The following is a 21,438-nucleotide window of genomic DNA, read 5'->3' on the forward strand; positions in this document are numbered from 1 at the left end:
TATTTTTAAACATCTATTTTAGGATTATCCTCATCTGATTTTATATCCTTTTTCCTAGTCTTGTAAATAAAGAGTGTACCCATTATAAATACAAATGCAAATAATATAACTAATGCTATATTATCCGTCATTAATTCTGGAAACTGTATAGACATAACTGAATAAGAGTTTATAGCTATATGAAACATAATAGGAGCCCATATTGACCCTGTCCACAAGTATATGTAGGCAAATAACAATCCTAATAAAAAGGCATAGCTTCCCTGAACAGCGTTGAGATGAAAAAGTCCAAACAAAAATGCTTGAATTCCTATGGCTTTTGTCAGGCTAATATTCTTTTTTAATTCATTAAAAATAAATCCTCTAAAAACAACCTCTTCCAAAACTGGGTAGAGTATTCCTATACTTAATAACAATAAAGGTATATTGCTAGAAGCAAATATTTGTTCCATGATTTTTTCATATTCTGAAAAAACATGTTCCAAATTAAAGTGATTATTGATATAATCCAAAGCAAAATCTATAGTTATATTTGCAGCCACTCCAACAAAAGCTAAAATAAAAATCTTGTAAATATTTATTTTAGAAAAACCTCCCGCCTCAAACATGCTTCTTTTTCTTCTTTTAAAAATTATATGGTAAGCTATAACAGAAACAATAAAACATGCAATATAAATAATAGGTATACTTTGATACATTTCATTTTCAATATGCCCAATGTCACTTTCAAAATCGCCTTTGTATATACTTACAAGCATGTACAAAATTATAGCAGCCCCTGAAACCAAAAGTTGAGCCCCTATAAATACTAAAAGATAAATTAAAACATTTATAATCATTTCAAATTTTTTATTCATATAACATAAATCCTCCCTCATATTAATTCTTTTATTCTTTCTAAAGATTCAAAAGGGACATTCAAATTACCCTTACCTGTTCCAAGTTTTATATCAGGTTTGAAATCACCGTGAAAATCGCTTCCACCAGTTGGTATTAAATTGTGCTTTACAGCCAATTTTAAAAAATTCTCTGTATCATATTGAGTATTATCCGGATAATATGCTTCAATACCTTTTAATCCAAATTTTTTTAATTCATACAACAATTCATCTAATTTGTCTAGTTTAAGATTTAAATAAATTGGATGTGCCAAAATAGGTATCCCACCACATCTAGCAATTTCCTTTATAGCTTCTTTAGGTAACAGCCTTTCTTTTTTTACATATGCAGGCCGCCCAGTGGAAATATATTTATCAAAAGCTTCCTTTATGCTTTTGATATATCCTTTTTTCAATAAAACGCTGGCTATATGAGGTCTTGCCACTACTTTTCCCTTAGCTTCCATTTTCACCTCATCTAAACTGATGTCAAACCCCAGTTGATTGAGCTTTTTAACCATTTTAGGGTTTCTCTCTTCTCTGCTGACTTTAAGTTTTTCAAGCAGAGGCTTTAAGTTATTATGACTGCCTTTAAAAAAATATCCCAACAGATGCATTTCACTCAAATGATTAAATTCAACGCTTATCTCAACACCTGCTACAACTTCAATTTCAACTTTTTCAGCTTCCCTTAAGGCCTCTTCTATACCATCTATCGTATCGTGGTCTGTCAAAGCCATAGCCGAAAGCCCCACTTCTTTCCCATGTCTTACAAGCTCTGAAGGTGTCATAGTCCCATCAGAAACAACAGAATGAGTATGTAAATCAATTAGTTTATCCATAACCATTTCTCCTATAAACACTACTTATATTTTAAACAAATTTCAGGTGGAAACTCTCCTAAATAGGCCATTTTTAGTATTTTATCCAATATAGAAAGAGACATACACATCTCCCTTTTTGTAATAATATCCTCTTTAATTGCCAATGAAAGTTCATCTGCATCTAAAACTTGAACACTTCCTTTCGGCAATATCTTAACATCTAAAAGCAAATCTACAAAAGTATAGGCATCATTTTCACTATCATATTTAACGTCAATTATATCACAATACCAGTATATAAATTCTCCTGAAGGCCCGAAGAACTTGCTTATCTTATATCCTTCCTTTAAAAATGTATACGATATGCCTCCGGAAATATCATCACGCTTTCTAATAGGTTTCCATTTTGTAATTAATAGTTCTTCATTTCTAAAAACAAGCTCATCGCCTGTTATATCAACTATTTCATCAGGTATATATCTTTTTCTGTACATTTTTGGTTTTTTCATAATCACAACTCCTCAAAGCACCATTCCTAAATATCAATTATATCTCTATCATTATACATGAAATACAGGTTTTTTAAAATGAAAATAGAAAAGATTATTTCCCACATCCTTCCACGCCAAGGCTTATAGTGTTATAATATATTACGTACTAAGGAATGCTTTAGAAATAACGCTCTATTCTCAAAGAAAAGACCCCGATGATTTAAAGGGTTTTGGAGGATGGGAATCAGTTATTTCTAAAGCAATTACTAAAGATAACATCTATAGAGTACTATAGTAAGGAGGAAAACAGTTTGAGACCAAAAAGAACCTGTAGTAATTGTTTAAAAGGAACTTTTATCAACATAAACGGTGATATTCTATGTATTGAAAAAGGAGTGGTTTCCCCAGATTATACTTGCTCAAAACACAGATATCTACCTGCTCTTAAATCTATAAAGAGAAAAATTAATACCTGTGAGGACTGCGAGTATTTTATTATGTTTGATGCAAAAAGCATTGAAGATAAGTCTATAGGCAAATGTCAACTATTCACTGTTAGAGAATACGATGGCAGAAAGAAAAAAACCTGTTCTAAATTTGTAAAAAGATCTAAAAAGGAAGTTTCTTAAATTTTATGTTATGTTATATCTTTATCCTGCCGATAAAAGCTATGAAAAGTTTATCAGGTTTTTTTGAGTAATTATTAGCCTAAAATAATAATATGTAAAAGGGTGATAAATTTGAGAGTAAGCGAGATTTTTAACCAAAAATTAAATGAAATCCAAAGTAGAGTTCCCATAAAAATGAACAGACCTGGGGCACATGACAATACTTTTCAGGAAACTTTAAATAACAACGTTGACGAAAATAATAACATTATCGATTTTGATCCACTAAAAGGGAATGAAAGTATACCTACAGCTGTAGATAAAGAAGGAAATGATAGAACTCAAGATGTTAAACGTGCAAGACTTTCTTTAGCAAACAGCATGGCATATATACCAAATGACAGGGATGAACTTATGAAAATGATTGACGATAATATACAGAGTTCTTCGCAAAAATATGGAGTTGATCCAAACCTTATAAGAGCTGTTATGAAACAAGAATCAAGCTTTAATCCAACTGCCATTTCACGCTCAGGTGCCCAAGGGCTAATGCAGTTGATGCCAGGTACAGCTGACTGGCTGAATGTAACCGATCCCTTTGATGTCTCTCAAAACATAGACGGTGGAACAAGATATCTAAAAGATCAGCTAAACACTTTTGAAGGAGACATCAAACTTGCACTTGCTGCCTACAATGCTGGCCCTGGTAATGTGACAAAGTATAATGGAATTCCCCCTTTTAATGAAACCCAAAATTATGTAGTAAAGGTTTTGGACAACTATACCATGTATTCTGGTGGGCAGTAAACATTCATGAGCACAGAGCTCACTACTATGTAGCTGTGCATGTTTTCGTCATCAAAAAATTAGCATCTACAAATTATATCACCCATCTTAAGGAAGGCGTCTTACGGCAAAACCAGTGAACCTATTTTGAAATACTCAAATTAAAGGAGTATCAACACTTATATTTAGCTCTTTTTCGACTTCAGATATTTTTCTTCCGGTAAGATCTCTCCCATAATTATCAAACATAATAGGTGGAAGAACTATTAAGTCAGGCTCACCCTTTTTATCTATATATTCTTTTGCAACAGAAATAATGTCCTGAGTGGTCAAAAGTCCGGCACATTTAATTGTTCCTCCAAAAAATTTATTTTTCACCTTTATAATTTCATAATTGAAGTTTATCTCATTTTGAAAAAATAATTTTTTTAAAATTCCAAATGCAAGTTCAGAAGTCATAAAAAGAACATTTTGTGCTTTATAAGTTGTCACTAAACGATTTATATCGATTAAAGTATCTGGATTAATATCATAAAGTACAATAAATCCTGGAACTTCACCTTTTTCTTTTTCTATAACAATATTTATCTTTTCATTTTTCCTTTCTATCACCAACTCTGGATTTTTCTTGTTTGTTACTTTGTTAAACCCATCTACCCTTGATTTTACTTTTAAACCATCAACCTTTTCAATTGAGTCTCCCTCTACTATACCTGCTTTAAATGCCGGGGCATCTTTTATAACTCCCTCAATTATGCAGTCAAGATTTTCTATAACAGCAGGTTCTAATACAATAGGTACTCTATATTTCGACTTTAAACTTTCTACTGTTTTTGATAATTTAAAATATTCATCATAAAAATAGAAACTATTCCCTGATTTACGGGTACATCCCTGCATATAAAATCGTATCGAACTTACACCGTTATCATTTAAAAATTCCACCATTTCTTCTATTTCATCTTTATCAAAAACATCAGGCATAAGTACGGCACTGGCATTATACTTAATTCTGTCTTTTAACAATAATATTTTTTCTTTTATATTACCTTTTTCTTTTAACCCTAAAATTCTGATTCTTTTATCTTCATCTATACAATTTACAGAAATATTCAATTCAATATTTTGAAGCTCCTTGAGAGTATTTATTATTTTTTCGTTCAATAAAATGCCATTAGTAGTGATTTGAATAACTGTCTTTTTGTACTTTTTTCTTATCATTTTTAATATCTCAAGAATATCTTTATGTAAAAATGGCTCTCCCTCAATAATTTTTGTAGCCGATTCACCTATTACTATTTTTTTGTCTTTAGACAGGTACTCAATTATTTCACTAAAATCATTTAAATCTAATTTTTCTACTTTAAATATTTCTACTTCCTGTGGATTTTGCTTGTGACTGCAAAAGATACATGAAGTATTACACTTTGATATAACAGGAAGAGTATTGGTTCTATAAACTGTATTAATTATATATTCTTTTGAAGCTGTCTTCACAACGATTAACCAGCCTTTCTAAAAATCAAATATATTAAACACTATCTACGGATATTTAGCATCTTTTTTAAAGCTTGTTTACGAAATATCCACTATTTAATCCACAGTATCCACAGCTTTATCCACACCCTCAACCATTTGCATCAACTGCATTTAAGTATTATTTCCACAATATTCACATCTCAAATTTCAACAGCATTCGTCATATTAACAAGATTAATTAATAGGACTTTAGTCCTAACTTATTTTGCATTTTTTACGTAAACAACCTTGCATTTTTTTACTTATACAAAAAATATTTTTTCTCTAAAACCTTGTCGTTACAGGCTTTTGCTGCACGCACACTTTATGTATATATACTATAAGTGGATATAATAAACTTTTAGATATGATACAAATGTACCAACATTATTTTTAAATATTTCTCCACAGATTTTTTCAATCTGATTAAAATTTACTCAATTTTTTGTGGATAATTGAATATTTCCCCTAGATAATTTAAAAAAAGTTATCCACAGATTTCTTTTATTTTTCCCCTAATTTCAATCCTGGAACAGCATTTAAATGCAAATCTGATTTTGAGCCTTTAATTAATTGATAATAGGCCGAACAAGCTATCATTGCCGCATTGTCTGTACAGAGTAAGGGTTTGGGATAATACACTTTAAAATTGTTATCTTCAGAAGCTTTCAATAATTGCTCTCTTAAATAGGAATTAGCCGCAACTCCCCCTGCAAGTGCTACTTTAGATGTGTTTTTTAGCTTTGCACCACGAATAAGATTATTAACAAGAACGTCTACCACTGCTGATTGAAAACTTGCACACACATCCTCTATCTTGTAACTTTCACCTTTTTGCTTTTGTATATTAATATAGTTTAACACCGCCGTCTTAACTCCGCTAAAACTAAAATCAAGGTTTCCCTTTTCAAAATAAACTCTTGGGAATTTCACAGCTTTTGGATTTCCAATTTTTGCAGCTTTATCCACCAATGGACCACCAGGATAACCCATCTCTAGAGTACGTGCTACCTTGTCAAAAGCTTCTCCTGCTGCATCATCTCTCGTTTTACCTATAATTTCATATTCACCATAATCTTCAACGTGTACAATATGACTGTGTCCCCCTGACACCACAAGACAGATAAAAGGAGGTTCTAACTCTTTATGTTCAATATAATTAGCTGCAATATGACCTTCAATATGATGTACCCCGATAAGTGGCTTATCCATTGTAAATGCAAGAGCCTTTGCAGCGGAAATACCCACTAGAAGTGCTCCTACAAGACCTGGCCCATAGGTAACAGCTATTCCATCTAATTGATTTAATTTTAAATCTGCTTCTTCTATTGCTTGATTAATAACCGGCATTATCAGTTCCACATGCTTTCTTGATGCTATTTCAGGAACCACTCCCCCATACTTTTTGTGAAAATCCACCTGAGATGAAATAACATTAGAAAAGACCTCACGCCCATTTTTTACAATTGACGCTGATGTCTCATCACAGCTTGTCTCTATGCCTAGTATAAAAATATCATTCAAAATTATCACACCTTTAGGGTTCAACTTGGGGACGGTTCTTGAATTGAATTGACTCCGAGTCAATTCAATTCAAGAACCGTCCCCAAGTTGAACTAGAAATATATATTTGTAAACAACTGATCTATTAAAACTAAAACTCCCAAAGTATATACATAATAGGAAAACACTCTCAAACTTGCTTTTGCAAATACTCTAAGCATAAACTTAACTGCCAGATACCCAGATATACCAGCTGCCAGCATTCCAACTATCAACGGAGCCATCTCTACTCCCATCTCACCACCATCTCTTACAATTTCATATCCTTCATAAGCTGTTGGACCTAAAATTGCAGGAATGGACATAAGAAATGAAAACTTTAACGCAAATTCCCTATTTAAACCTCTAAATAAAGATCCCCCTATGGTTGACCCAGATCTTGACACTGCCGGAAGCATAGCAACCACCTGAGCAAGACCGACAACAACAGCATCAAAATAACTGGTTTCTTTAAGTTTCTTATTTTTTGTATCTTTTCTATTTGCATATTCAGCATACCATAAAACTGTTCCTGTTATTAAAAATCCAAATCCAACAGTAACTCCTGTTTCTAAAAAATCTCTAATTACATCTTTAAATATAAATCCTATAATTCCCATAGGTATAGTTGCCGTAACAACCAGTAAAGTTAATTTACTAGTAGGATTTTTTATCATTTCCAAAACATCTCGCCACAAAACTGATACCACTGCTACAAGAGTTGCTACATGAACTGCTACATTAAATGTCACAGTTCCCTCAGTAATGCCAAAAAGTTTATTACACAAAACAATATGTCCAGAACTGCTAACTGGTATAAACTCTGTTAAACCCTGAATTATACCTATAACTATAGCCTCAATTATCCCCATTACACTTTCTCCCCTTTTTAAGTTAAACTACATACAATAAATATCTTATAATTAAAATACTCTTTTGTAAACCTTAATATGAATATTTTTTCTCCCTGCTCTTTTAAATTATTTTGCAGGGGAAGCACTTAAAACATTCACAGAATCATTTCTTAGAGGTATGTTTTCTCTCTCTTCTTTTCTAGAGTCAAATACCAAACCCATCACCTCAAATATATCTTCAACAGCTATTACTTCTATATCAAAATTTTCAAACATTTCCTGCCAATTTTCTTTTGCAATTACCACTCTTTTTATTCCTGCATTTTTTGCTGCTTCTACTTTAGCAACTACACCACCAACAGGCTTAACCTTTCCTCTAATTGAAATCTCTCCTGTCATGGCAATTTGGCTGCTAACAGGAACTTCTTTTACTGCGGAATAAATTGCAGTTGCAATGGCAATCCCTGCTGAAGGGCCATCAATAGGTATTCCACCAGGAAAGTTTAAATGTATATCGTATTCTCTAGGGTCAATATGCAGAATCTTTTTCAAAACCGTCAATACGTTTTCAACAGATGACTTGGCTGAACTTGTTTTTCTCAGCTTTTGTCCTCTTCCATCCATTTCTTCTTCTTCAATTATTCCTGTTATCTTTATTTCACCTTTTCCGCTCAGTGCTTTCATCACAGACACTTCAATATCAACCACCATACCTGTGCAGTTTCCAAACACTGCCAGGCCGTTTATACAACCAATCTGTTCATCCTTTAATACCTTTTTTTCAATCCGCGGACTATAATGTCCAAACTCTATTACCCATTCAATATCTTTTCTCTTTATTATGTTTCTGCCATCAACAAGACTTACTCCTCCGGCAATTTGTACTATGTTAACAGCCTCTCTTCCATTTTGAGCATACTTTGCTATTAAAGCATCCCCTTCCTCTTCTAATTCAAAACCACCTCTTTTTGCAGCATTTTTGGCTATTTCCACAATTTCATTTTGAGTAAGAGGTCTAAAATATACCTCAACACATCGTGACCTTATGGCAGGAGGAATTTCATCTGAAGTTCTGGTAGTAGCCCCAACCAGCCTAAAATCTGCTGGTAATCCCCTTTGAAATATTTCATGTATATGTGACGGGGTATTTTTATCTTCTGAACTATAGTAAGAGCTCTCTAAAAAAACTCTTCTATCTTCAAGCACCTTTAAAAGTTTATTCATCTGTACGGGATGAAGTTCACCAATTTCATCTATAAAAAGAATTCCGCCATGTGCCTTAGTAACTGCACCTGGCTTGGGCTGGGGAACACCTGCTACACCATATGCTCCTGCACCCTGATATATTGGATCATGAACAGAACCTATAAGAGGATCTGCAATTCCCCTTTCATCAAATCTTATTGTAGTTGCATCCATTTCTACAAATTTAGCTTCCCTTTTAAAAGGAGATATTTCAATTTTTTTTGCCTCCTCTAAAATAACTCTTGCTGCTGCTGTTTTGCCTATGCCCGGAGGCCCATATATTAAAACATGCTGAGGATTCGGTCCGCAAAGAGCTGCCCTTAATGCTTTAAGCCCCTGACCTTGTCCAACAATGTCCTTTAAAGAAGAGGGTCTTGTCTTTTCTGATAAAGGCTCTGTAAGTTTTATATCTTTTAATTTTTTTAATTTTTCCATTTCTTTTTTTGATTCTTTTTCAATTGCATTTTTGTTACCCTGCTGTGTTTTAAGTAAATTTAAAAAATACAGTCCTATTATAATTGAGAAAAAAAACTGTATAATAAAAAGAGTTGTTGTAACCATTTTTTGTCCTCCCTAAGTTAAAACATAATTATACTTCTTTTAAATAGTATTTGTTTTGCTTTTTTTTTTATTCAAAAAATTAATGCACCTTAAAAAAATTATTAGATTGACTGACAATAGCAATACTGTTATTGTAATGATAAATCATTTAAAAATAAGGAGCAAGTTTTTATGGACATAAAATATATGCCTGATGAAAAGTCAGTAATAGAAGCTAGAATTGTTGACGATCCTTTATTAATTTTAATATCACATGATGCCAACACTATCATTATGGGAAATATTGATTACTATGCAGAACATCTATTATTGCTAAAGAATGCTTGCTTTAAAGAACGTCAACCTAATGATTTTTTTCGCATAATTGCCACAAATTCTGGAGCTGACTGGACTTTTGTTGCTCCTTATAATTATAAAAATATTGAAAATAGAGAAAAGCGAATTGAAGCTTTTTACAATGATGGCATAAAAGCAATAGCGAAAGTACTGGACAAGCTTCAATTCGGAAGTGAAATAAATATCCCCAAAAGATACCAAAGGCATTTAGAGATTTTTAAAGATTAGAACTTTTTAAAAAGAAGTCAGCTTCCTTTAAGAAGCTGACTCTTTTTTAACTCTTGATTTTTTATTTGTTGAACGTTTTGATGACTTTTTATTTTCATTTATTATTGTTTCAGGACTACCTTTCTTTTCAACACTTTTCTTGTTAATGATACATTTTTCCACATTACCTTTAGAAGGTATATCATACATCACATCCAGCATGATTTCTTCTAAAATAGCCCTTAAACCTCTTGCACCTGTGCTTCTAGAAATAGCTTTATCTGCAATAGCCTCTAAAGCTTTTTCTTCAAACTCCAGCTGAACATCATCCATATCAAAAAGCTTTTCAAACTGTTTAACAAGTGAATTTTTGGGCTCTTTTAATATCCTCACAAGAGCACTTCTGTCAAGTGAGTGTAATGAAACAAGCACTGGAATCCTTCCAACAAACTCAGGAATAAGTCCATACTTTAAAAGATCCTGTGGCAATACATCCTTTAACATCTCTCCAACATCATCTTTTTTACGACTCTCAACCTTAGCTCCAAAGCCCATTGACTTTTTACCTGTTCTATTTTCTATGATTTTTTCAATTCCGTCAAAGGCACCTCCACAAATAAATAAAATATTTGTAGTATCTATTTGTATAAATTCCTGATGAGGATGCTTTCTTCCACCCTGTGGTGGAACTGACGCAACCGTTCCTTCAAGAATTTTAAGCAGTGCCTGCTGAACCCCTTCCCCACTTACATCTCTTGTTATGGAAGGATTTTCAGACTTTCTCGCAATCTTGTCAATTTCATCAATATATATAATTCCCTTTTCTGCTCTCTCAATGTCATAGTCTGCTGCCTGTATAATCTTTAAAAGAATATTTTCAACATCTTCTCCCACATAACCAGCTTCAGTAAGTGACGTTGCATCAGCTATTGCGAAGGGAACGTTTAAAATCCTTGCTAAAGTCTGTGCTAAAAGTGTCTTACCTGAACCTGTAGGACCTAACATAGCAATATTACTTTTTTGAAGCTCTACATCAGAAGCTTTTACTTCTACATTAATTCTCTTATAATGATTGTAAACAGCAACAGCCAAAGACTTCTTGGCCGCCTCCTGACCTATTACATATTGATCTAATATTTCCCTTATTTCAGCTGGTTTTGGTATATCATTAAGCTCTGCATCCACTCTAGCATCTTCGAATTCTTCTTCAATTATCTCAGAACAAAGCTCTATACACTCATCGCAGATATACACACCTGGTCCTGCAACCAATCTCTTTACCTGTTCTTGAGTCTTCCCGCAGAAGGAGCACTTTAGCTGTTTCTTTTCATCATATCTTGACACGCTACCACCTCATTTATTTTCTTCTTTCCATAACTTCGTCAACTATTCCATAAGTTTTTGCTTCTTCTGCCGCCATAAAGAAATCTCTTTCAACATCTCTTTCAATTTTCTCGATAGGCTGACCAGTTTTTTCACTTAGGATTTTATTAAGTTTGTTTTTAATTTTAACTATCCATTCTGCATGAATTTTAATATCTGTCGCCTGACCTCTTGCACCTCCTAATGGTTGATGAATCATTATTTCACTATTAGGTAATGCATATCTTTTTCCCTTTGCTCCAGATGCAAGTAAAAATGCACCCATACTTGCCGCAAGCCCAACACATATAGTTGATACATCAGGCTTTACATACTGCATAGTGTCAAATATTGCAAACCCGGAAGTAACTGAACCTCCTGGACTGTTTATATATAACTGTATATCCTTATCAGGATCTTCAGCCTCTAAAAAAAGCATTTGTGCCACTACCAAACTTGCTGTTACATCATTTACTTCTTCACTCAAAACTATAATTCTATCTTTTAACAGTCTTGAATAAATGTCATATGAACGTTCTCCACGATTCGTCTGTTCAACAACTACTGGTACTAAACTCATTGTTCTGCCTCCCTGTTTTGAATCAATCTTATATATTTTTTCCCAAATATACTAATACTTAAACCCTTTTTTATTTTACTTTAGCATTCTCACATAAAATATCCACAGTCTTTCTTGCAATTATTGTACTCTTTATATATTCTATATCGTCATCTCTTAAAAGTTTCATAAATTCTTCTTGAGCTTTTTGATATTTTTCTGAAAGTTTACCTATTTCCTCTTTAAATTCTTCATCTGATGCTTGAACATTTTCTTCCTTGCCTATTTTCTCTAAGACAAGCTGGGTTTTAACTTCCTTTTCTGCTCTTTCTCTACTCTGCTCTTTAAATACATTAATATCCATCTGTGCCATCTGTAAATACTGTTCTAAACTATAGCCTTGATATCTTAAGTTATTATCAAAATCACGCATCATAATGTCTAACTGTTTATCTGCCATCACCTTTGGTATTTCAACAGAAGCATTGTCAACTATCTTATCTATAAGTTGACCTTCGAACTCATGTTTTGCCTTGTGTTCTTCCGATTCTGTAAGTTTCTTTCTTAAGTCCTCTTTATATTCATCTAAAGTATCAAATTCACTTACATCTTTTGCAAATTCATCATCTATTACAGGCATTTCCTTTAACTTTACATCATTTACTATAACTTTAAATAAAGCTTCTTTACCTGCTAACTCTTCGCTGCTATAATCCTCTGGAAATGTAACTTTAACCTCAATGTCATCTCCAGGTCTTGCACCTATAAGTTGTTCCTCAAATCCTGGAATAAACTTTCCAGAACCAATCTCTAAAGTAAATTCACTTCCTTTACCACCTTCAAAAGGTTCACCATCAATAAAACCTTCGAAATCTATATCTGCTATATCTCCTTCTTGTATGCCTCTGTCTTCCACAGTTACCATTCTAGCATTTTTCTCAGCTACCTTCTCAATTTCTTTTTCCACATCTTCATCACTAATATTAACTTCTTTTTTTTCTACTTCAATTCCTTTATATTCTCCTAATTCAACTTCTGGTTTAACAGTCACATTAGCTGTAAATATTAAATTTTCACCTACACCTATTTGCTTTACGTCCAATTCAGGTCTGTCAACAGGGTGTATATCAGTTTCCTCTACTGCTTCTTCATAAGCTTCAGGAAAAACTGCATTTAGAGCATCTTCATAAAGCACTTCCGGTCCGTAGTATCTTTCTATAATGTTTCTAGGTGCTTTTCCCTTTCTAAATCCAGGTATATTAAACTTTTTAGCGTTCTTTTGAAATGACTTTTTTAATCCTTCTTCAAACTTTTCCGCCTCAACCTCAATTTCTAACTCTACAACATTTTTTTCTTTTTGCTCTAACTTAACATTCATTTAAAACTTTTCCTCCCATTATTTGGTTTTATTAATATATAATAAACATAAATCAATTTAAATTCAAAATGTAAATTTACAAAGAGTGTATATATTAAATGTGAAGAACAATGTTTCTTCCATATTTTCATTCACTTAATCAACATGCACCCATTTACAAACGACTCAAGATGTATATCAAATTAGCCATTACATTATAACATAATATGTTTTGAAAATCCAATAGCACAATCTAAAAAAATTCACCTATACATAATAAAAACATTATAAATGGTTTAAACTTTCATTTACATCTTTAGATATATCAAATGGCATAAAGCTTAAATAATCAGAGGATACAAGTTTAAAGTCAATCCCTTCAATTTTTCCTTCAACTGCATTATTAAAACTAATACCATGAAGATGTCCATATAAACACTTTTTCACACCATATTCCCTCATTATTTCCACAAAACCTGAGGGCTCCTTTGATGAATTAAATGGGGGATAATGCATCATAACTATAATATCTTCACTTTTCGCATCCTTATCAACGTTATTTAGAGATAATTCAAGTCTGTTAAGTTCTCTTTCGTATATTTTTTTATCCTCCAAAGTAAAACCATCATCTCCAGGACATTTCCATCCCCTCGCTCCACATACAATAAAGCTTTGTATATTATAACTGTTATTATGCATAAAATCAATGGTTTTAAAGTTATTATTTTCTAAAAATTTTTTAAGCTTACTCATTGTGGTCCACCAATAATCATGATTGCCTTTCGAGATAATTTTTCTCCCTGGAAGATTTTCAATAAACTCAAAATCTTTTTTAGCTTGGTCTAAATAAGTAGCCCATGAAATGTCCCCTGGAATAAGGGTATAATCATCTCTTTTAATAGTTTTTTCCCAGTTCTCTTTAAGTTTATCCATATAATTTACCCATCGGTCACCAAAAATGTCCATAGGTTTATTTACACCATATGAAAGATGTAAATCAGAAATTGCATATACTGCCATTATATTTAACTCCTATTGTTTAAAATATTCATATATGTTATTAGCCAGTTCTCTGCTGATACCTTCAACCTCAGAGAGCTGACTTACACTTGCAAACTTTATTTTCTTTAAAGAACCAAAATGCCTTATTAGGGCTTTTTTTCTCTTTTGACCTATTCCTTCTATATTATCTAACACAGAACCTGAGTATCTTTTTTTTCTAAGTTTTTTACTGTACTCTAATGCAAATCTATGTGCTTCATCCTGTATAGATGTTATAAATCTTAACAATAAAAAATCACTGGACAGGTCAAATTCAAAATTCTTTCCTGTAAGTCCTCTCGTTCTGTGATTTTTGTCCTTTACCATTCCAATTACAGGTATATTTAAAATGTTAAGTTCTTTTAAAACAGCTCTTACAGAATTAACATGTCCTGTGCCTCCATCTACAAGTATTAGATTTGGAATCTCTGCAAAGCTTTCTTTTTCTTCTCTGATTTTATGCTTTTTAACATGAGTGAATCTTCTATATATAACTTCCTGCATACTTGCATAATCATTTTGTCCATCAATTGATTTTATCTTAAACCTTCTATAGTTCTTTTTAGAAGGTAATCCATTTTCAAACACCACCATAGAAGCAACAATTTCAGACGAACCCATATTTGATATATCATAGGCCTCTATTCTTTCTGGATAATTTTTAAGAGCTAAAATTAATGATATTTTCTCAAGCCCCTCTTTTGCAAGTTTTTTTTCATTTTTCACCCTCTCTTTAAAACTCTCAAGACAGATAATTGCATTTTGATATACCATTTCAACCAATCTCAGCTTCTCACCTTTTTTGGGCACCTTTATATAGACCTTAGATGTCCTCTTTTTTAAAAGCCACTCTTCTATAATATCTCTTTCAGCAATATCCACCTGCATAACAATTTCTTTTGGTATATATTCTGAACTGCTATAAAATTGTTTTACAAATGAAGTCATTAACTCACTGTCAGTTAAATGATTTATTCTTTCAAAAATAAAATGCTTCCTTCCTGTAATCTTTCCTGCTCTTATGAAAAAAATCTGTATACACGAATCAGTTTGATCTTTTGCAAAAGCAATAATATCTTGATCCTGCATATCTGCACTGACAATCTTCTGCTTTTGAGCTATGTGCCTTAAACTTATTATTTTATCTCTTAATTTAGCTGCTTTTTCAAACTCTATGTTTTGAGATGCAAACTCCATATCTTTTTCAAATTTTTTTATTATATCTTGCTGATTTCCATCAAGTAATTTTACAATATCCAATATAACTTCTCTGTATTTTTCCCTGCTAACATTTCCCTGGCATGGACCTAAACATTGGTGTATATGAAAATTCAAACAGGGTCTATCTTTTACTTTTTTATTTTTAAAAACTTTATTGCAAGACTTTATTGGAAAAAGCTTTTTAATAACTTCAACAGTCTCCTTAACAGCATTGCCACTTGTAAACGGTCCAAAATATTTAGAACCATCCTTTTCTACTTTTCTTGTTATAATAACCCTTGGATAATCTTCTTTTATTGTTATCTTTATAAATGGATAGTTTTTATCATCTTTTAGCATAATGTTATACTTTGGTTTATGCTTTTTAATAAGGTTACACTCAAGTATTAGTGCCTCAATTTCTGTGTCAGTTACTATACACTCAAACTCATAAATCTGCTCAATCATTGCCTGAACTTTAAGATTTTGATTGGAATAAGAATTAAAGTACTGCTTAACCCGGTTCTTTAAGACAACAGCCTTTCCAATATATATAATCTCACCATCTTTATTTTTCATAATATAAACACCGGGGTTTTCTGGTATTTTTTTTAATTCTTCCTGTATATCAAACATTCTTTCACACCTCAAAACACACTACTTCTCATCACCCAAAACCAGCTAAATCACCGGGGTTTTCTCCTTGAAAATAGGGCGTTATTTCTAAGACATTTCTTAAGTATTAAATGTCTTAATCCACTTTGATAACATATCCTTAACAAGTTCAATTGATTCACTTTCCACTGCTATTTTTGCTATTCCTTTTGCTTCCTTAAAACTTATATTCCTTATAAAATTACCTATATTTAAACAAGATGCTGGATTCATACTCAATTCATGCACTCCCATCCCCACGAGTAGAACTGCAGCCTCAATATCGCTGGCCATCTCCCCACATACACTTACTCTTTTATTATTTGCCAGAGCTTTATCTATACAATACTGTACAATCTTTAGAAATTCCGGTTCTAAATATGATCTTTTACCCAAAAGCGAACACTTTCTATTAAACTTACAAATCTGATGCAGTAAATCGTTAGTGCCTATACTAATAAAATCCACCTCTTTTAGTATATCATCTAAATTTTTCACCGCCAATGCAGTTTCTATTAGAACTCCTATGCTAATTTTTTTTACAGTATTATTAGTTGTATGAGTTATTTGGTCAATAACTTCTGTTATTATATTTTTAGCATCCCTTATTTCCTGAGGTGTACTTACCATAGGAAAGGAAATTTTTACATTTCCATGCTGTGCAGCTCTTAAAATGGATTTTATTTGTACCATAAATTCTTCTTTTTTTTCAAGCGACCGTTTAATCCCTCTTGAACTTCGTTTTAATGATTCAGAATTTATGCCTAAAGAATCAGGTATTTTGTCTCCTCCAATGTCAGCTGTCCTTATTACAACTGGCTTTTTAGACATATCTTTTGCAATTTTTGAATATATAAGATATTGTCTTTTTTCATCAGGTGCTTTTTTGTAGTTTATATATAAAGATTCCGTCCTTACAAGACCAATCCCTCCAATATTTAAAGCTTTTGTAATACTAAAATCTTTTACATTGCTTATATTGGCATAAACACTCACTAAATGACCATCCGTTGTTACAACAGGCGTTTGGCCTTGATTTTTATTATCAATAACACTACTATTATTGATTTGTTTTTTATATTTTTCAATTTCTAAATTTGAAGGATTAACAATTATCAAATCAGAAAAGCACTCAACTATAGCAAAGCTACCTTCATATGCTGATATTTTCTCAAATTCAATTTCTCCTAATACTGGAGTACCACTGCTCCTTAGAATAATTGAGCCATGAGAAAAAAATCCAGCTCCATCCTGTACCAAAACTCCCTGAACAGATCTTTTACATAAAACTGTAGCAACTATAGGTGTGAGCTCTTTTACAACAGCTATATTGGTATGATTAATTTTTCCAAAGTTAGTTTTACCTTCACCATATATGTTTTTGATAATTCTTGTTCTAATGTCTTTTAAATCATGTATTCTCTGTTTCATGTATTCATTACTGCTTTTTGAAATTTCATCAATATATTTCTGAACACATATATGTATCGCCTTTGATGCTGTAAACTTTCTTGTCTTTATGATATTTGTTATTTCTTCAAAAAAACTTTTGTCATCCAAAACTTCCTTATAGAACTCAAATATTTGATTTTCTTCTTCACTAAGTATTCCTCTAAAACCATCTTTTAAATCATATATTTCTATAAAAGTTCTACAAATAGCAACCTCTAGTAGAGTAATTTGCTTGTCAATTTCTGACTCTCCTATAATTTCATCGCTTATTACTACTTCAAAATCTCTGATAACAAATAACTCTCCCATGCCTATGCCTGTTGAAACAGCCTTTCCTTTAAGAACTTTTTGCGTCATAGAATTACACACCCTCTTCTGTTTTTGAGGTAAGAAAGTCTTTTAAATCATCTAACGCTTTTTCTTCATCTTCTCCTTCTGTAATAATCACAATACTGCCACCTTTTCCAACAGCTAATGATAAAATTCCTAATAGACTTTTCCCATTAGCTTTTCTTTCATCTTTTTCTATCCACACATTGGATTTATAATTTGATGCTTTTTGAATAAATAGTGCAGCTTGTTTTGATTCTAGCCCATTTTCCCTGTTAACCTTTATTATTTCTTTTATCATTTCTATGGCATCCTCCTAATTGTTTTATCTAATATTTTATTTATACCATTATTTTAAGAAAAGTTCTACAGTTTCAATAAAATTATTACAATTATAATGCTCTAATATTATTTTTATCATCAAAAAAGGCTTCTGTCAAAGTAAAGATGTTAAGAAGGTGTCTAATATAAATCATAGGCCTTTTGTCCTTATTTTTAAAAATCTTTATAATAATGGGACAGGTTTTCTTCCTGTCCCATGCGTAAAAGTTTTATATAAACATTAACATATAAAGTAGTTGGAAACTAATAACAAACAGGGCAAGTACAACATTTACAATAATAATTACATTGCCACTTCCTTTTACCTGTCTATTTAGCAAAACACCAAAAATCACTCCTGCAACTGCAAAAATAGGATTAATAAATGTTGTAAGAGCTGCACTTATCCACCCTAAAACCACATATAACCTGTTGCTTTTTTCTAAAGATATGCTTCTATCATCTCTTTTAATATTTTCTTCATAATTTAATACATTTTCATTACTGATTTCCTGAGCTATTTCATTATTAGTTTCATCATCTGTCTTGTCTTTATATTCATCATCCAAAAAAATCACCTCCACTACATTATTATTAGTGATTAAAAAAGCATATATTCAAGTATTATTTGACCTAGTTGGAAGTTAGAAGTTTTAGTTAAAAATTGGATGTTGGAAGATAAAAATAAAAGCTTAGGTATTTTTACCTAGGCTTTTATTTTTATTTTAATTATCCTATAAACATCAATTCAATTATTTATAAAATATTTTAATTTTCTACACATTTATTCTTGCAACTTTTTTTATTTTTAGGCTGATAAGCTTTTGATACAAAAACCAATGTTGCCAAACCAATTAACATAAAGTACATATCAGAAAGATATACATTTAGATAAATAAATACACCTTGAACTACATTAAAAAATACTTCTAATACTTCTAAAAATTCATAAATTCCATAGGCATATTGTGAAGGTAAATTTGTATAAAGCATAATGTTTAAAAACTGTTCTTTAAAAGCTACACTAGCTAAAGTTAACATTATCGTAAACATCATAGAAGCCACAAAATATAGCTTGAGTAAGCTCTTTTCCTTTGATTTTTTTTCATTCAAATTAGCAATTTGAATTTTTTTCATTACATCAGATTCAAATGTTTCTGGTGGTTCTATTTCAGTTTTTTCATTCAATACATATAATATTGAATTATATTTTTCGTACTCATCTTTACATGACTTACAGCAACTAACATGGTTCATAAGTTGATTTCGTTCACAATCACTTATATTACCATCTAAATGCTTTGTGATTAAGGTACTAAATAATTCACAATTACTCATATATTCCCTTCCTTTCTTTCGGAAGCTAATTTATTCTTTAACATTACTCTGGCCCTATAAATTCTATTCTTAATTATTGACATAGGCTCATCTAAAATCTGTGACATTTCCTCATATGATAGTCCATTTTTATGATACAGCATTAAAAGAACCCTATATTTTTCAGGCAACTTCATAATCTCATTGTTTATTATATCCCGCTGTTCTCTTTTTATATAGCTGGTTTCAGGAGTATCCTCCTGACTATATACACCATATGCATTTTCTATAGGTACAGAATTAATTTTTTTCTTCTTTAATACATCGTAACAATAATTAGTTGCTATTTTGGCAGACCATGTTGAAAATTTGTACTGGGAATCATATTTGTTAAGTGACTTATATATTTTTATAAATACCTCTTGAGCAATATCATTAACTTCATCCTTATTATATATTATATTATATATTATATTGTATATCAATTTTTTATATCTTGTCACTAATTCAGAAAATGCATGACTATCACCATCAATACACTTCTTAATTAAATTAATATCCGATATTTCCAACAATCTGCCCCCCTTGTAGGTAAAAAAATAAGTTCTATATATTTATTATAAGAATTTAAATAACTTTTGTCTGATTTACTTTAAAAAGTTTATCATTAGCTCACTCATTTCCATAAAAAAATAAGAGGTCTAAGACCTCTTATTTTTTCATTATTTATAAATTAAAATTTATTCAACCATTTTTGATACATTTCCAGCTCCTACAGTTCTTCCACCTTCACGGATAGCGAACTTTAGGCCTTCTTCCATAGCTATTGGAGTAATAAGCTTAACTTTTAATGTAACATGGTCTCCAGGCATTATCATTTCCGTTCCCTCTGGAAGCTCAACTACACCTGTAACGTCAGTAGTTCTGAAGTAGAACTGAGGTCTGTAATTATTAAAGAAAGGAGTATGTCTTCCACCCTCTTCTTTTGTTAGAACATAAACCTGACCTTCAAATTCTGTATGAGGCTTAATTGAACCTGGCTTAGATAAAACCTGACCTCTTTCTATATCACTTCTTTGAACTCCTCTTAAAAGAGCACCGATGTTATCACCTGCAACAGCTGAGTCAAGAAGTTTTCTAAACATTTCTATACCAGTTACAACTGTCTTTTTAGGATCCTCCATCAAACCAACTATTTCTACTTCTTCTCCAACCTTAAGTTGTCCTCTTTCAACTCTACCAGTTGCAACTGTACCACGTCCTGTGATTGTAAATACATCCTCAACAGGCATAATAAAAGGCTTATCAGTTGCTCTTTCAGGAGTAGGTATGTATTCGTCAACCTTCTCCATTAGCTCAAGAATAGGCTTATATTCTTCTGCATCATCCCCAGTTGCACTTGATTCAATAGCTTTAAGAGCAGAACCTTGAACTATAGGAACATCATCTCCTGGGAAGTCATATTCACTTAATAGCTCTCTTACTTCCATTTCAACTAATTCAATAAGTTCTTCATCATCAACCATATCACATTTGTTTAAGAAAACAACTATATATGGAACACCAACCTGATCTGCCAAAATTATATGCTCTCTTGTCTGAGGCATTGGCCCATCTGCAGCTGATACAACCAATATAGCACCATCCATCTGAGCTGCACCTGTAATCATATTTTTAACGTAGTCAGCGTGACCTGGGCAGTCAACATGTGCATAGTGTCTATTTTCTGTTTCATACTCAACATGTGCTGTTGAAATAGTAATTCCTCTTTCTCTTTCTTCAGGAGCTTTGTCAATTTGATCATAAGCTTCATAACTTGCCTTACCTGTTATCGCTAAAACCTTTGTTATAGCAGCTGTCAAAGTTGTCTTACCATGGTCAACGTGACCTACTGTTCCAATATTAACATGGGGTTTACTTCTTTCAAATTTTTCTTTTGACATAATTAATTCTCCTCCTTTTTTCAGCAATATAACTGAAAGTTTAATTATTGAT

At 31.9% G+C, this 21,438-nt stretch carries 21 protein-coding genes; 3 read left to right on the forward strand and 18 right to left on the reverse strand.

Going from position 1 to position 21,438, the window contains the following annotated elements; all coding sequences use genetic code 11:
* Positions 1–5: 5 nt before the first annotated feature.
* From RBH29_RS09520 to RBH29_RS09530, 3 genes are read right to left on the reverse strand one after another with little or no spacing between them, the layout of a single operon-like run.
* Positions 6–857: a CPBP family intramembrane glutamic endopeptidase gene (locus RBH29_RS09520; protein WP_306696580.1), complete on the reverse strand. Its 852-nt coding sequence runs from the start codon at positions 855–857 to the stop codon at positions 6–8.
* Positions 858–874: 17 nt separating this feature from the next.
* Entirely contained in the window at positions 875–1,720 is an 846-nt protein-coding gene (locus RBH29_RS09525; protein ID WP_306696581.1) for a PHP domain-containing protein, read from the reverse strand.
* Between the two features lie 20 nt (positions 1,721–1,740).
* Positions 1,741–2,211 carry a ribonuclease FAU-1 family protein gene (locus RBH29_RS09530; protein WP_306696582.1) on the reverse strand — a complete coding sequence of 157 codons (471 nt, stop codon included), beginning with the start codon at positions 2,209–2,211 and terminating at the stop codon, positions 1,741–1,743.
* Between the two features lie 293 nt (positions 2,212–2,504).
* Here RBH29_RS09530 and RBH29_RS09535 point away from each other — a divergent pair, with 293 nt between their 5' ends.
* Together RBH29_RS09535 and RBH29_RS09540 are read left to right on the forward strand one after the other, a co-directional pair.
* Positions 2,505–2,822 carry a hypothetical protein gene (locus RBH29_RS09535; RefSeq protein ID WP_306696583.1) on the forward strand — a complete coding sequence of 106 codons (318 nt, stop codon included), beginning with the start codon at positions 2,505–2,507 and terminating at the stop codon, positions 2,820–2,822.
* Between the two features lie 105 nt (positions 2,823–2,927).
* Positions 2,928–3,608: a lytic transglycosylase domain-containing protein gene (locus tag RBH29_RS09540; protein WP_373463315.1), complete on the forward strand. Its 681-nt coding sequence runs from the start codon at positions 2,928–2,930 to the stop codon at positions 3,606–3,608.
* Positions 3,609–3,743: 135 nt separating this feature from the next.
* Here RBH29_RS09540 and RBH29_RS09545 read toward each other — a convergent pair whose 3' ends face one another.
* From RBH29_RS09545 to lonB, 4 genes are all read right to left on the reverse strand, one after another.
* Positions 3,744–5,084, reverse strand: coding sequence for a DUF512 domain-containing protein (locus RBH29_RS09545; protein ID WP_306696585.1), 1,341 nt, complete (start codon positions 5,082–5,084; stop codon positions 3,744–3,746).
* A 525-nt stretch (positions 5,085–5,609) separates the two neighbouring features.
* Entirely contained in the window at positions 5,610–6,629 is a 1,020-nt protein-coding gene (gene tsaD / locus RBH29_RS09550) for a tRNA (adenosine(37)-N6)-threonylcarbamoyltransferase complex transferase subunit TsaD (RefSeq protein ID WP_306696586.1), read from the reverse strand.
* Between the two features lie 92 nt (positions 6,630–6,721).
* Positions 6,722–7,519: an undecaprenyl-diphosphate phosphatase gene (locus tag RBH29_RS09555; protein ID WP_306696587.1), complete on the reverse strand. Its 798-nt coding sequence runs from the start codon at positions 7,517–7,519 to the stop codon at positions 6,722–6,724.
* Positions 7,520–7,627: 108 nt separating this feature from the next.
* On the reverse strand, positions 7,628–9,307 hold the full coding sequence (gene lonB, locus RBH29_RS09560) for an ATP-dependent protease LonB (protein WP_306696588.1): 1,680 nt from the start codon (positions 9,305–9,307) through the stop codon (positions 7,628–7,630).
* Positions 9,308–9,478: 171 nt separating this feature from the next.
* Between lonB and RBH29_RS09565 the strand changes: the two genes are divergently transcribed.
* On the forward strand, positions 9,479–9,871 hold the full coding sequence (locus RBH29_RS09565) for a hypothetical protein (protein WP_306696589.1): 393 nt from the start codon (positions 9,479–9,481) through the stop codon (positions 9,869–9,871).
* A gap of 27 nt (positions 9,872–9,898) precedes the next feature.
* Here the strand turns inward: RBH29_RS09565 and clpX are convergent, their stop codons facing one another.
* From clpX to tuf, 11 genes are all read right to left on the reverse strand, one after another.
* Positions 9,899–11,194 carry an ATP-dependent Clp protease ATP-binding subunit ClpX gene (gene clpX / locus RBH29_RS09570; protein WP_306696590.1) on the reverse strand — a complete coding sequence of 432 codons (1,296 nt, stop codon included), beginning with the start codon at positions 11,192–11,194 and terminating at the stop codon, positions 9,899–9,901.
* Positions 11,195–11,207: 13 nt separating this feature from the next.
* Positions 11,208–11,792, reverse strand: coding sequence for an ATP-dependent Clp endopeptidase proteolytic subunit ClpP (gene clpP / locus RBH29_RS09575; protein WP_306696591.1), 585 nt, complete (start codon positions 11,790–11,792; stop codon positions 11,208–11,210).
* Positions 11,793–11,862: 70 nt separating this feature from the next.
* Positions 11,863–13,149 carry a trigger factor gene (gene tig / locus RBH29_RS09580; protein ID WP_306696592.1) on the reverse strand — a complete coding sequence of 429 codons (1,287 nt, stop codon included), beginning with the start codon at positions 13,147–13,149 and terminating at the stop codon, positions 11,863–11,865.
* Positions 13,150–13,413: 264 nt separating this feature from the next.
* Positions 13,414–14,148, reverse strand: coding sequence for a metallophosphoesterase (locus RBH29_RS09585; RefSeq protein WP_306696593.1), 735 nt, complete (start codon positions 14,146–14,148; stop codon positions 13,414–13,416).
* A gap of 12 nt (positions 14,149–14,160) precedes the next feature.
* The gene (uvrC, locus tag RBH29_RS09590) at positions 14,161–16,005 is read right to left on the reverse strand and encodes an excinuclease ABC subunit UvrC (RefSeq protein WP_306696594.1); all 1,845 of its coding nucleotides are present in this window, start codon (positions 16,003–16,005) and stop codon (positions 14,161–14,163) included.
* A 99-nt stretch (positions 16,006–16,104) separates the two neighbouring features.
* Positions 16,105–17,832 carry a phosphoenolpyruvate--protein phosphotransferase gene (gene ptsP / locus RBH29_RS09595; protein WP_306696595.1) on the reverse strand — a complete coding sequence of 576 codons (1,728 nt, stop codon included), beginning with the start codon at positions 17,830–17,832 and terminating at the stop codon, positions 16,105–16,107.
* 4 nt (positions 17,833–17,836) lie between these two features.
* Positions 17,837–18,106, reverse strand: a complete 270-nt coding sequence (locus tag RBH29_RS09600) for an HPr family phosphocarrier protein (protein ID WP_306696596.1) — start codon at positions 18,104–18,106, stop codon at positions 17,837–17,839.
* A 250-nt stretch (positions 18,107–18,356) separates the two neighbouring features.
* Entirely contained in the window at positions 18,357–18,695 is a 339-nt protein-coding gene (locus tag RBH29_RS09605) for a hypothetical protein (protein ID WP_306696597.1), read from the reverse strand.
* A gap of 199 nt (positions 18,696–18,894) precedes the next feature.
* The gene (locus tag RBH29_RS09610) at positions 18,895–19,464 is read right to left on the reverse strand and encodes an anti-sigma factor family protein (protein WP_306696598.1); all 570 of its coding nucleotides are present in this window, start codon (positions 19,462–19,464) and stop codon (positions 18,895–18,897) included.
* Complete coding sequence (locus tag RBH29_RS09615) at positions 19,461–20,015, reverse strand: sigma-70 family RNA polymerase sigma factor (RefSeq protein WP_306696599.1); 555 nt, start codon at positions 20,013–20,015, stop codon at positions 19,461–19,463. The genes RBH29_RS09610 and RBH29_RS09615 overlap by 4 nt, the downstream gene beginning before the upstream one ends.
* A gap of 168 nt (positions 20,016–20,183) precedes the next feature.
* Positions 20,184–21,386: an elongation factor Tu gene (gene tuf, locus RBH29_RS09620; RefSeq protein ID WP_306696600.1), complete on the reverse strand. Its 1,203-nt coding sequence runs from the start codon at positions 21,384–21,386 to the stop codon at positions 20,184–20,186.
* Positions 21,387–21,438: the final 52 nt, after the last annotated feature.

The organism is Herbivorax alkaliphila (assembly GCF_030848475.1).
Lineage (GTDB): Bacteria > Bacillota > Clostridia > Acetivibrionales > Acetivibrionaceae > Herbivorax.

Bases quoted from the DNA above. Each gene is read 5' to 3' on its own strand.
- RBH29_RS09520 (WP_306696580.1), bottom strand. From the start codon at position 857: ATGAATAAAAAATTTGAAATGATTATAAATGTTTTAATTTATCTTTTA.
- RBH29_RS09525 (WP_306696581.1), bottom strand. From the start codon at position 1,720: ATGGATAAACTAATTGATTTACATACTCATTCTGTTGTTTCTGATGGG.
- RBH29_RS09530 (WP_306696582.1), bottom strand. From the start codon at position 2,211: ATGAAAAAACCAAAAATGTACAGAAAAAGATATATACCTGATGAAATA.
- RBH29_RS09555 (WP_306696587.1), bottom strand. From the start codon at position 7,519: ATGGGGATAATTGAGGCTATAGTTATAGGTATAATTCAGGGTTTAACA.
- lonB (WP_306696588.1), bottom strand. From the start codon at position 9,307: ATGGTTACAACAACTCTTTTTATTATACAGTTTTTTTTCTCAATTATA.
- RBH29_RS09565 (WP_306696589.1), top strand. From the start codon at position 9,479: ATGGACATAAAATATATGCCTGATGAAAAGTCAGTAATAGAAGCTAGA.
- clpP (WP_306696591.1), bottom strand. From the start codon at position 11,792: ATGAGTTTAGTACCAGTAGTTGTTGAACAGACGAATCGTGGAGAACGT.
- tig (WP_306696592.1), bottom strand. From the start codon at position 13,149: ATGAATGTTAAGTTAGAGCAAAAAGAAAAAAATGTTGTAGAGTTAGAA.
- RBH29_RS09585 (WP_306696593.1), bottom strand. From the start codon at position 14,148: ATGGCAGTATATGCAATTTCTGATTTACATCTTTCATATGGTGTAAAT.
- uvrC (WP_306696594.1), bottom strand. From the start codon at position 16,005: ATGTTTGATATACAGGAAGAATTAAAAAAAATACCAGAAAACCCCGGT.
- ptsP (WP_306696595.1), bottom strand. From the start codon at position 17,832: ATGACGCAAAAAGTTCTTAAAGGAAAGGCTGTTTCAACAGGCATAGGC.
- RBH29_RS09600 (WP_306696596.1), bottom strand. From the start codon at position 18,106: ATGATAAAAGAAATAATAAAGGTTAACAGGGAAAATGGGCTAGAATCA.
- RBH29_RS09610 (WP_306696598.1), bottom strand. From the start codon at position 19,464: ATGAGTAATTGTGAATTATTTAGTACCTTAATCACAAAGCATTTAGAT.
- tuf (WP_306696600.1), bottom strand. From the start codon at position 21,386: ATGTCAAAAGAAAAATTTGAAAGAAGTAAACCCCATGTTAATATTGGA.